Annotated in this window: 14 protein-coding genes; all 14 read left to right on the top strand. The window is 57.3% G+C overall.

From position 1 onward, the window contains the following. Positions 1–942: 3D domain-containing protein (locus BN871_RS24710; RefSeq protein ID WP_048749673.1), on the top strand; the 942-nt coding region annotated here is incomplete at its 5' end. A gap of 215 nt (positions 943–1157) precedes the next feature. Continuing rightward, positions 1158–1721, top strand: coding sequence for a ribonuclease M5 (gene rnmV / locus BN871_RS24705; RefSeq protein ID WP_048749672.1), 564 nt, complete (start codon positions 1158–1160; stop codon positions 1719–1721). Next, positions 1702–2574 carry a 16S rRNA (adenine(1518)-N(6)/adenine(1519)-N(6))-dimethyltransferase RsmA gene (gene rsmA / locus BN871_RS24700; RefSeq protein WP_048749670.1) on the top strand — a complete coding sequence of 291 codons (873 nt, stop codon included), beginning with the start codon at positions 1702–1704 and terminating at the stop codon, positions 2572–2574. Before rnmV ends, rsmA begins: the two co-directional genes overlap by 20 nt. Before the next feature lie 169 nt (positions 2575–2743). After that, positions 2744–3640, top strand: coding sequence for a sporulation peptidase YabG (gene yabG, locus BN871_RS24695; RefSeq protein ID WP_048749669.1), 897 nt, complete (start codon positions 2744–2746; stop codon positions 3638–3640). Between the two features lie 143 nt (positions 3641–3783). Then, positions 3784–4056: a biofilm formation stimulator Veg gene (gene veg, locus BN871_RS24690; protein ID WP_048749666.1), complete on the top strand. Its 273-nt coding sequence runs from the start codon at positions 3784–3786 to the stop codon at positions 4054–4056. A 169-nt stretch (positions 4057–4225) separates the two neighbouring features. Beyond that, positions 4226–4411: a small, acid-soluble spore protein, alpha/beta type gene (locus tag BN871_RS24685; protein WP_048749664.1), complete on the top strand. Its 186-nt coding sequence runs from the start codon at positions 4226–4228 to the stop codon at positions 4409–4411. A gap of 110 nt (positions 4412–4521) precedes the next feature. Continuing rightward, a complete protein-coding gene (gene ispE / locus BN871_RS24680) occupies positions 4522–5376 on the top strand; it encodes a 4-(cytidine 5'-diphospho)-2-C-methyl-D-erythritol kinase (protein WP_021878498.1) in 855 nt (284 codons plus the stop codon). Between the two features lie 82 nt (positions 5377–5458). Continuing rightward, positions 5459–6286 carry a pur operon repressor gene (gene purR, locus BN871_RS24675; RefSeq protein WP_048749661.1) on the top strand — a complete coding sequence of 276 codons (828 nt, stop codon included), beginning with the start codon at positions 5459–5461 and terminating at the stop codon, positions 6284–6286. A gap of 14 nt (positions 6287–6300) precedes the next feature. Beyond that, positions 6301–6690, top strand: coding sequence for a Rid family detoxifying hydrolase (locus tag BN871_RS24670; protein WP_048749659.1), 390 nt, complete (start codon positions 6301–6303; stop codon positions 6688–6690). A 126-nt stretch (positions 6691–6816) separates the two neighbouring features. After that, positions 6817–7104 (top strand): septation regulator SpoVG, encoded by a 288-nt coding sequence (gene spoVG, locus BN871_RS24665; protein WP_020620824.1) that lies wholly within the window; start codon positions 6817–6819, stop codon positions 7102–7104. A gap of 297 nt (positions 7105–7401) precedes the next feature. Next, positions 7402–8802 (top strand): bifunctional UDP-N-acetylglucosamine diphosphorylase/glucosamine-1-phosphate N-acetyltransferase GlmU, encoded by a 1401-nt coding sequence (glmU, locus tag BN871_RS24660; RefSeq protein WP_048749654.1) that lies wholly within the window; start codon positions 7402–7404, stop codon positions 8800–8802. A gap of 202 nt (positions 8803–9004) precedes the next feature. Beyond that, entirely contained in the window at positions 9005–9649 is a 645-nt protein-coding gene (locus tag BN871_RS24655) for a 50S ribosomal protein L25/general stress protein Ctc (protein ID WP_048749652.1), read from the top strand. A 177-nt stretch (positions 9650–9826) separates the two neighbouring features. After that, positions 9827–10387 carry an aminoacyl-tRNA hydrolase gene (pth, locus tag BN871_RS24650; protein WP_048749650.1) on the top strand — a complete coding sequence of 187 codons (561 nt, stop codon included), beginning with the start codon at positions 9827–9829 and terminating at the stop codon, positions 10385–10387. A gap of 147 nt (positions 10388–10534) precedes the next feature. Continuing rightward, entirely contained in the window at positions 10535–10768 is a 234-nt protein-coding gene (locus BN871_RS24645; protein ID WP_048749648.1) for an anti-sigma-F factor Fin family protein, read from the top strand. Positions 10769–10822 lie beyond the last annotated feature (54 nt).

The following is a 10822-nucleotide window of genomic DNA, read 5'->3' as shown; positions in this document are numbered from 1 at the left end:
AAGCAGGATGTCCTGCAGCACCTACTGGATGAACAAGCTATAACTGTCGGACCGCACGACCAGATTTCCGTTCCGCTGAGCGCGGCGCTCAAGGATGGAGACCGGATCATTGTTGATCAGGCTGTGCCGGTGACGATTATGGCTGACGGAAAGACTACGACGGTGTACACGACCGAAAAAACCGTGAAGGCCGCGATCGGAGAGTCCAATATTCCGATTCGCGAGCAAGACAAAATTCTCCCTGACACCTCCTCGCAGCTGAAACCGAACATGACGATTCGGGTGCTGCGAATCGACAAGCATACGACCACGACAAAGCACGACATTCCTTTCACCGTCATCCGCAAAGAGGATGCTACCTTGGAAAAGGGGCAGCTGAAAATGGTGAAGGCCGGCCAGAACGGCCAATTGGTCAAAACCTTCGAAAAGGTATACCAGGATGGCAAGATGGTATCCATGACGCTGCTCGCCAAATCGATGGAACAGCCCGCCGTCAACAAGATCGTTGCGGTCGGCACCAAGGAAAAGCCGAAGCCTAAAGCTGTCGCTCTCAGCGCAGCGTCTTCGGCATCGCAATCCGTCACCAAATCAGGCCTCTCGCTCAAAGCCAAGAAAGTGCTGAACAACGTCACCCTGACGGCTTATACCGCCGGTTTTGCTTCTACGGGCAAATCCAAAGGCGACGCCGGCTACGGCATCACCGCTTCCGGAGCAAAAGTATCGGAAGGCCGCACCATTGCAGTCGACCCGGATGTCATCCCGATGGGATGGTGGGTATATATAGAAGGAATCGGCTTCCGTCGTGCAGAAGATACGGGGAGCGCGATCAACGGCAAGAAGATCGACGTGTTCTACGAGAGTGAATCTTACGTGAAGCAGTTCGGCAAGAAGCGCGGATACACCGTATACGTGCTGGGACCAACCAAGCCGAAGCTGAGCTGATTCAAGCGATACGGGTCCGCCTTTTCGAGGCGGTCCCGTTTTGGACGTTTATCGGGTATGAGGAGAGTAGAGAGGGCTTTTTTGGCTTATGCTAGGACCACTGCCGTCCTTTTGGGCCGCAGTCCGGATTCGGGCCTGGCCGGCATTCAGAGGCTCGAGCCTCTTTTTCTTTTTATACCCCCTTACACGCGTATTGAATTAAAGGAGACAAGGCCTTGATCAAAGAAATTATCGTCGTGGAGGGCAAGGACGACACGGCAGCGATTCGGCGCGCCGTGGAAGCCGACACGATCGAAACGAACGGCTCGGCGATCGGCGAGGAAGTGCTGCGCCGCATCGAGCTCGCCATGCAGCGGCGGGGAGTCATCATCTTCACCGACCCCGATCATGCCGGAGAGAGAATACGCAAAATCGTCTCGCAGCGGGTGCCCGGCTGCAAGCATGCCTTTTTGCCGCAGGAGGACGCCTTGTACAAAGGCGATATCGGCGTGGAGAATGCCTCGCCGGAAGCGGTCAGGAGAGCTTTGGCGTCCGTTCGGACGGAAGGAGATCCGGAGAAGGCGGAAATCACCAATGCCGATCTGCTGGAGGCGGGTCTGCTGGTGCATGGCGATGCGGCCCGGCGGCGATTGCTCATGGGCAACCGGCTGGGCATCGGCTACTGCAACGGCAAGCAGTTCCTGAAGCGCTGCGCCAGCTTTCAGATCACCAAGGAAGAATTCGGACAAGCCTTGCGGCAGATGGAGGAGGAGATCGCCCGTGGACGTAGCGACACCTAGAAGAACGAAGGAAATCATCGAGAGGCATGGTTTCTCCTTCAAGAAGAGCCTGGGGCAGAACTTCCTGATCGACCCCAATATTCTGAACAAGATCGTAGCCGCGGCCGGACTGGATCCCACCAAAGGGGCGCTGGAGATCGGTCCCGGCATCGGCGCGCTGACCCAGCAGCTGGCCAGGGAAGCAGGCAAGGTGGCAGCGGTCGAGATCGACCGGCGGCTGATCCCGATTCTTCAGGAGGTGCTGGAAGCCGACGAGAATGTGCGCATCGTTCACGGCGACGTGCTGGAGATCGACCTGCAGGAGCTGTTCAAGGAGCAGTTCGGCGAGGTGAGCGCCGTCAGCGTCGTGGCCAATCTGCCCTATTACGTGACGACACCGATCCTGATGAAGCTTCTGGAGGAGCGGCTGCCGCTGGAGAACATCGTGGTTATGATCCAGAAGGAAGTCGCGGAGCGGATGGCGGCCAAGCCCGGCACGAAGGCCTATGGCAGCCTCAGCGTGGCGGTCCAGTATTACGCGGTGCCGGAGCTTGTCTGCATCGTGCCTCATACGGTGTTCATTCCGCAGCCGAACGTCGACTCGGCCGTCATCAAGCTGGCGATGCGCGACAAGCCTGCCGTGGACGTTGCGGACGAGGATTTCTTCTTCCGTACGGTTCAAGCCTGCTTCGCGCAGCGCCGCAAGACGATCCACAACAATCTGTCCTCCTGGATAGGCAAGGACAAGCGGGAGGAGCTTACCCGCATCCTCGAATCGACGGGGATCGATCCCGTGCGGCGCGGCGAAACGCTGTCGCTGCAGGAATATGCCTCTCTGACGGCAGCGCTTGAAGCGCATGGCCTTAAGGGCTGACAGACCCGGCAGCGCTGCTGCGGCTGAGCGAAGCTCTTCATGAGGATCCGATGGGACCTTTCATGAAGGGCTTTTTGCCTTGGGAGCCGCGCCAGTCACGCAGCGCCGAAAACCCGTTGTCACCTCCGGCGGCCTATGCCCATACCATAAGGCAGAGGTGATGGGCCTAATGAATCAAGGGGATTTTGTCGTTCGGCGCTCCTACGGCGGGGATGTATTGTTCCGCATCGAAACTATACGCGGGGATACCGCCATTTTGAAGGGAGCGGATTACCGTCTGCTCGCCGACGCGCCGCTCGGCGACCTGACGAAGGTGGCCGATCCGGAGGAGCTGGGCGTCACGAAGTCGGTCCGAAGCAAGGTGAAGGCGTCCAACCAGCGAATGAGCCAAGAGCTGATCGATCAGTCCGTCCATCACGAGATGGACTTCCGTCCCGGAGACTCCAATGCTTCCGCACAGGCATATTTCGACCTGCCCGGCAAAGTTCTGCATCTGGACGGCGACGCCAATTATATGCGCAAAAGCATGCAGCTGTACAATCAGATGAAGGTGCCGGCTCAAGGCCTTCACGTCGGCGAACCGCAGATGGCGGATCTGCTGTACCATCTGCTGCCGCAGGTGAAGCCGGATGTCGTCGTCATTACCGGCCATGACGGCCTGCTCAAGAACCGCCCTACAGGCGATCTCTACAGCATAGGCAGTTATAAGAACTCCCAGAACTTCGTCAACGCGGTCCATGTGGCCCGGGAGTATGACAAGAACCGCGACAATCTGATTGTGGTCGCAGGGGCATGCCAGTCCCATTATGAGGCGCTGCTGCAGTCCGGAGCCAACTTCGCCAGCTCGCCGGGACGCATCCTTATTCATGCGCTCGATCCGGTCTATATCGCCATCAAGGCAAGCTACACGTCGATCCGGGAGCCGATCAACCTGCCGGATGTCATTCACGGCACGATTTCGGGCATCGACGGGGTGGGCGGAATCGAGACGATGGGACGTTACAGGGTCGGTCTTCCGAAGCCGCAGACGGTTACAAATGTGAAGCCAAACCCTTATTATGCGTAAGCTGTAAATCCTTATTCATCTTGAAAGCGAAGTCGAAAAATTTTCATTGACACTAAAGTTGGAGCGATGATATAATTTTCGTTTATTTGACAACGCCTCCTCCCTTGGGCTATAATGGACAAGGAAAGAGGTGGTAGTTGCCAATGGCTAGAAATGCTTTGTCTGAGATCAAGCGCAGCATGGAAGCACATGTTGGAGCCAAAATCATGCTGCGGGCTAACGGAGGCCGGCGCAAGACGGTTGAACGTTCCGGTGTTTTGGAAGAAACCTACCCATCTGTTTTCATTGTCAAGCTGGATCAGGATCAGCATGCTTTCAAGCGTGTGTCCTATAGTTACGCGGACATTCTGACGGATTCCGTCGAGGTCACCGTCTGCAACGACGAAGGCCAAGTAAGGATCAATCCCGTTCACTGATCGTCCAATAGATGCTTAACCGGGGAACTTCGCGCGACCGCTGCCGGCTGTCGTGCTTTTTTTATGCTTGCTTTCGGGGACCGCATAGAAGCGGGAGTCCGCTCTCATACTACAGGAAGGGCTGTCGCCGTTGACGGCCCAATACAGCCGGAGGGCAAGGAGGCTACGCATGAGCCGCAGAAGACGCAGCATAATGTCCGAACAGCTGAAGGTGGAGCTCGCCAAGGATCTTGGCTTTTATGACACGGTCCAGGAAGAAGGATGGGGCGGCATCAAGGCGAAGGATGCGGGCAATATGGTCAAGCGCGCCATTCAGATGGCCGAGCAGGCCGCATCCCGCCAGAACCAGAGCTAGAGCATGACAAGCGGCTTCCGGCGCGGTTTCCCGCGCATGGGGCCGCTTTCGCTTTTATCCGTTCGGATGGTATAATAAATCCAGTTTATCTAACGAACGGGTGACGACATATGAAAATCTACGAGAAGGCCCCGGCCAAAATCAACCTGCTGCTGGACGTGCTGCGCAAGCGCGCGGACGGCTATCACGAGGTTGAAATGATCATGACCATGGTAGATCTGTCGGATCGCCTGGAGATGGAAGAGCTTCAGAGAGACACGATCATCATTTCCAGCCAGGCGGGCTACATACCTTTGGACGAGAAGAATCTGGCCTTCCAAGCCGCGCGTCTCATCAAGGAGCGCTATGATGTGCGCAAAGGCGTATATATCCATCTGGACAAGAAGATTCCGGTCGCCGCCGGACTCGCAGGCGGAAGCAGCGATGCGGCCGCGGCGCTCCGCGGACTGAACCGCCTGTGGAAGCTCGGCATTCCGGACGAGGAGCTGTGCAAGCTCGGAGCGGAGCTCGGCTCCGACGTGCCGTTCTGCGTCACGGGAGGAACGGCTCTGGCCACGGGACGCGGAGAAATTCTGCAGCGCATCGACAATCCCCCTTCCTGCTGGGTCGTGCTGGCGAAACCTCCTATCAACGTGTCGACCGCCGATGTATACGGGCGCTTTCGGGCCGACAGCGTGCCGAGACATCCTTCGCTCAGCGGCATGATGGAGGCGATCCGCACAGGATCGTTCCAGGGAGTCTGCGAGGAGATGGGCAATGTGCTGGAAGACGTCACCTTGTCCCTGTATCCGGAAGTCGCGCAGCTCAAGGAAAGCATGCAGCGCCTCGGAGCGGACGGCGTGCTGATGTCGGGCAGCGGCCCGACGGTATTCGGCCTCGTGACCAAGGAATCCAAGCTCGCCCGAATCTACAATGGACTCCGAGGCTTTTGCAAGGAAGTCTATGTGGTAAGAATGCTGACATAGAATGGACATCAACCTTGATTGAATCCGTATAAAGATGATATATTGTCTTTATAATATTCGGATTTAGCCAGGGGGATTCCCAATGAAAAAATTAAAGCGAAGCGCAAGACTGGTCGAGATGACCCAATATCTATTATCCCGCCCCCATACGTTAATATCTCTTACAGCTTTTGCTGATCGATATCAGTCTGCGAAATCCTCCATCAGCGAGGATCTGGCTATCATCAAGGAAGTATTCGAAGAGGAAGGCATCGGCCAGCTCCAGACTCTGGCTGGAGCGGCGGGCGGAGTGCGCTACATCCCGCGCATGCCGCAGGAACCGGCGATGGAGATCATCCGGGGCGTATGCCGCGAGCTTGAGCTTCCGGAGCGCGTGCTCCCAGGCGGCTATCTGTACATGACGGACATGCTCGGGCAGCCCGGACTGCTCGCCGATGTCGGCCGGATTTTTGCGACCGCTTTCGCAGACCGCCGCATCGACGTCGTCATGACGGTAGAGACCAAGGGGATTCCGCTCGCTTACGCTACCGCAAGCTGCCTCAATCTTCCCGTCGTCATCGTCAGGCGCGACAACAAAGTGACGGAGGGCTCTGCCGTCAGCATCAATTACGTATCCGGCTCCAACAAGCGAATCCAGACGATGTCGCTGGCCCGCCGCGCGCTCAAGGAGCAGTCCCGCGTCCTGATCATCGACGACTTCATGAAGGCGGGAGGCACCGTGCAGGGCATGATGGACCTGCTGCATGAATTCAACGCGACCGTCGCCGGCGTCGGCGTGTTCGTCGAATCCGGAGAGGTCGGGACCGAGGAGCGGCTTCTCGAGGATTACGTGTCTCTGGCAAAGCTTACGGCCGTGGATATGAAGACGAAGCAGACGACCGTCGTTCCGGGCAACTATTTCAATTCCTAGGAGGCTACCTATCCATGAATGTCCAACCGATTACAGCCGCCGGCGCGCCTGCCGCGATCGGCCCCTACTCCCACGCGGTCCAGTTCGGCAGCCTTCTGTTCACATCGGGCCAGATTCCGCTGCTTGAGGACGGATCGCTGATCGAAGGCGGCATCCAGGAACAGACCCATCAAGTATTCCGCAACCTGCAAGCCGTGCTTGCTGCAGGCGGCTCGTCGCTCGGCAATGTGATCAAGGCGACCGTCTTTCTGAAGGACATGAATCAGTTCGCGGCGGTCAACGAGATCTACGCTTCCTACTTCGGAGAGCACAAGCCGGCCCGTTCGGCCGTTGAAGTCGCACGTCTTCCGAAGGATGTTTTTGTCGAAATCGAACTGATCGCTTCGATCCCTGTCGAATCGTAACGAATTATATTTTTTTCCAAAATTTATTTCTTAAAACGGGTTTCAATTCCCAGAATTAAGAAGGAATCTGCATGGAAATGTGGAATTATACACCAAGTCTTCGATAGGCAAAGGTGGTGAACACAAGTGCAGATTACCGATGTCAGACTCCGCCGCGTTAATTCCGAAGGGCGTATGAAGGCCATTGCTTCCATCACCATTGATAATGAATTTGTCGTTCATGATATTCGCGTCATTGACGGCAACAATGGTATGTTCGTCGCAATGCCAAGCAAACGTACGCCGGATGGGGAATTCCGGGATATTGCCCACCCGATCTCTTCCACCACTCGGGAGAAGATTCAAGCTGCCGTACTCGCCGAGTACGAGCGCGCAGCAACGGAAGAAGAAGTTGCAATCGAAGAAGGTGCCTGAATCAGTAGGCGCCAATGAAAAAGCAGCGTAAGGCGCGAAATCGTTCTGGAGAAACGGATGTGGTCGCCTTTGTCCCCGGATTTCAACCGCTAAAGCGGCAGAAATCAGAGAAATCTGGGGACAACAGCGATCGGAAGAATGATTTCCGTCTGCAGCGACATATTTTCAATGGCCTCGATCAGCAGGGGCCTTTCGGACAAATGCATGGATGGGGGGCCCCTCGGGCTCCCTTTCTTTTTGCCCTATGATGGGATATAGTCAGTGTACATAATGGGGAACACAGGAGGGAATCAAGCGGTGAATGTAATGGCGGTCGTGCTTGCGGCAGGACAAGGCAAGCGGATGAAATCCAAGCTGTACAAGGTGCTGCATCCCGTATGCGGCAAGCCGATGGTAGGACATGTCGTAGATACGGTGGAGCAGGCGTCCTGCTCCAGAACCGTCGTTGTCGTCGGCCACGGAGCCGCAGCCGTTCAATCTTATTTGGGAGACCGCGCCGAATTCGTGCTGCAGGAGCAGCAGCTCGGCACCGGACATGCGGTCATCCAGGCTAGGGAGCTGCTCGGGCAGGAGGAGGGCATTACGCTCGTCGTCTGCGGGGATACGCCGCTCGTGACGGTCGAGACGGTGAATGCGATGATCGAGCTTCATCAGGCAAGAGGCGCGGCCGCAACGGTGCTGACGGCCGAATTTGCTAATCCGACCGGCTACGGCCGTGTCATCCGCGGCTCCGAAGGCGCGGTCGAGCGCATCGTGGAGCAGAAGGACTGCTCCCCAGCCGAAGCCGCCGTCCGCGAGATCAACACGGGCACGTACTGCTTCGACAACCGCAAGCTGTTCGACGCGCTCTCCCGCGTCACCAACGACAACGCCCAGGGAGAATACTACCTGACCGATGTCATCGGCATTTTCGTCTCGGAAGGCGAGACGGTCCAGGCCTACTGCACGAGCGATCTGGCCGAGGCGATCGGCATCAACGACCGCATTGCGCTCGGAGAAGCGGAAAGCCTCATGCGCCAGCGCATCGTGCGCCGCCATCAAGTGAACGGCGTCACGGTCATCGATACGGGCAGCGCCTATATCGAAGCCGATGTGAAGATCGGAGCCGATACGATTCTCTATCCCGGCACTGTTCTGAGGGGCTCCACAGTCATCGGAGAGGACTGCATCATCGGCCCGTCGGCGGATATCGCGGACTCCGTCATCGGAGACGGCGTGACCGTCCGCTATTCCACGATCGATCAGTCCGAAGCGGGAGACGGCAGCTCGATCGGCCCTTACGCCAATCTGCGGCCGGGCTCCAAGCTCGGCAAGGATTGCAAGATCGGCGACTTCGTGGAGCTGAAGAACGCTGTGCTTGGAGATGACAGCAAAGTATCCCATCTGAGCTATGTGGGCGATGCGGAAGTAGGCCGCGGGGTCAATATCGGCTGCGGCGCCATCACGGTCAACTATGACGGCTTCAACAAGTCGAAGACGGTCATCGGCGACGACGCCTTCATCGGCAGCAACGTCAATCTCATCGCTCCGGTTCATATCGGAGATGGAGCCTATGTCGTAGCCGGCTCCACCGTCACGCACGACGTGCCTGGAGGAGATCTCGCCATCGCCCGCGAGCGCCAGGTGAACAAGCCCGGTTATGCGGACAAGATCCGCTCGAGAGCCAAAGCGAAGAAGGAACGCAGCAAAACGGAATAGCCCTTGCCCTTCCCCCTGGTCCTGTATAACGGATCAGGGGGTTTTGCTGTCTCGGGAAAGTTAGCGGCACCCGGATCAGGAAGCGGCCGGAGATCGGCCGCAAGCCCTCGAAGTGTTTAAACGAGCGCCCGGATGGGTATAGTTAGGGAAAGTCGGACAATATGTCCACAGGTGTATGACCTATAGAGGAGGAAGATCGATTATGGCAATTACGATGCAAGCACAGACCCGCACGAACGCTTCCAAAGGAAGCCTGCGCCAGCTCCGCAAGGAGGGAAAGGTGCCTGCGGTTGTATATGGCAAGAAATTGGAATCTTCATCGGTTATTTCCCTGGACGAAAAGGAAATCATGCATCTGCTCCGTTCCCATCCGAACGCGATCATCGAGCTGTCGATTCCGGATGCGGGCAAGCAGCCGGTCATGATTACGGACGTGCAGCGCGATGCGCTTTCCCGCAAGGTGGTTCATATCGATCTGCATCAGATCAATATGAATGAAGAGATCAAGACGGCCGTGCGCATTGATCTCACAGGAGATTCCGCCGGCGTCCGCGAAGGCGGCGTCCTGTCGGTATCGTTGCATGAGCTTGAGATCCAGTGCCTGCCGAACGACATCCCCGAATCCATCGAGGCGGATATCTCGTCCCTCGGAGTGGGCGAGAATCTGCTTGTCGGCGATTTGAAGCTGCCGGGCAACATCACGGCGCTGTCGGATGCCGAGCAGGTCGTCGTAGCCGTCCTGGCACCGCAGAAGGAAGTTTCCGAGGAGGAAGCCGACGAAGCGGCCAAGGAAGACGAGAAGGCGGCTGCCCGTTCCGAAGATGCCAACGCGGTGGACGAGGAGTAGTCCCGCCGCAGCCATGGCGCGTCCCTAGGGGGCGCGCTTTTTTCGTTTCCATGACGGCTGCAGGGAAGCTGCCGCCCGTGCCCGCCTGCTCGTAGCCGTGGCAGCGGTCTTTATGGTACAGTGACAGGATAGAAGCGCTCCATGAGGAGCGGCAGGACAAGGAAGGTGCGGCAGCAGATGAAATGGATCGTCGGCCTGGGAAATCCAGGCAGCCAATATGAGGATACCCGGCACAATATCGGCTTCAAAGTGGTGGACGCACTGGCGAAGCGATGGGATATCAAGGTCAATACGAGCAAATGCAAGGCGCTGATCGGCGAAGGACGCGTCGGAGCGGAGAAGGTCGTCCTAATCAAGCCGATGACCTACATGAACCTGTCCGGCGAGTCGATGCGGGCCTATATGGATTATTTTGGAGCCAAGCTGGAAGATCTCATCGTCGTCTATGACGACATGGATACGGAGACGGGCAAGATCCGCCTGCGCTATCAGGGAGGACCGGGCGGGCACAACGGCATCAAGTCCATCATCCAGCATATGGGGACGCAGAATTTCAACCGGATCCGCATGGGAGTGTCGCGTCCGACGAACGGCATGATCATCGCCGATTACGTGCTCTCGAACTTCCCGAAGGCAGACCGGGATGCTGTGCAGGCAATGATCGACAAGGCATGCGATGCGGCGGAGCATGCGCTGGACCATCCGTTCGACGACACGATGGGCAAGTTCAACGCCTGACGGCAAGCCGACGGTCGGATGACCTTCCCGGTATCGCCTGATAGAGCGGCATGGAGCAGGAAAATCGCTGCCCCCTGCCGGACAGGAGTTAGAAAGCCAGAAAGTGGACATACTGTAGCCAACGATATGTTGGACAGGAGGCCCCACATGGCAATCCATTATGAATGCAGGCACTGCCGGACGCCGCTCGGCTCGATCTCCAGCGTGCAAGGAATTACGGAGAACAGGCTCGGCCTGCATTTCTTGACCCTCGAAGAACGCAGCGATATAATAGCGTATAACCCGGATGGCGATATGGTGGTAAAAATTGTCTGCGAATATTGCAGCGAGGCCGTCGCCCGGAATCCGGAACTGCTGCTGGTATCAAGCCCGCTGCAGTAGCAAGATGGACGACAAGCAGATTTTCGCGCTTCGCGTATAGCAAGAGCCTTGGCC

Origin of the sequence: Paenibacillus sp. P22 (genome assembly GCF_000469945.2) — a bacterium.
Taxonomy (GTDB): domain Bacteria; phylum Bacillota; class Bacilli; order Paenibacillales; family Paenibacillaceae; genus Paenibacillus_O; species Paenibacillus_O humicus.
This window is presented reverse-complemented; position numbering and strand designations above follow the sequence as displayed.

Excerpts from the sequence above, each read along its gene's own strand:
- BN871_RS24670 (WP_048749659.1), top strand. The coding sequence starts at position 6,301 with ATGAATGTCCAACCGATTACAGCCGCCGGCGCGCCTGCCGCGATCGGC.
- ispE (WP_021878498.1), top strand. The coding sequence starts at position 4,522 with ATGAAAATCTACGAGAAGGCCCCGGCCAAAATCAACCTGCTGCTGGAC.
- BN871_RS24685 (WP_048749664.1), top strand. The coding sequence starts at position 4,226 with ATGAGCCGCAGAAGACGCAGCATAATGTCCGAACAGCTGAAGGTGGAG.
- BN871_RS24645 (WP_048749648.1), top strand. The coding sequence starts at position 10,535 with ATGGCAATCCATTATGAATGCAGGCACTGCCGGACGCCGCTCGGCTCG.
- yabG (WP_048749669.1), top strand. The coding sequence starts at position 2,744 with ATGAATCAAGGGGATTTTGTCGTTCGGCGCTCCTACGGCGGGGATGTA.
- veg (WP_048749666.1), top strand. The coding sequence starts at position 3,784 with ATGGCTAGAAATGCTTTGTCTGAGATCAAGCGCAGCATGGAAGCACAT.
- BN871_RS24655 (WP_048749652.1), top strand. The coding sequence starts at position 9,005 with ATGGCAATTACGATGCAAGCACAGACCCGCACGAACGCTTCCAAAGGA.
- purR (WP_048749661.1), top strand. The coding sequence starts at position 5,459 with ATGAAAAAATTAAAGCGAAGCGCAAGACTGGTCGAGATGACCCAATAT.
- pth (WP_048749650.1), top strand. The coding sequence starts at position 9,827 with ATGAAATGGATCGTCGGCCTGGGAAATCCAGGCAGCCAATATGAGGAT.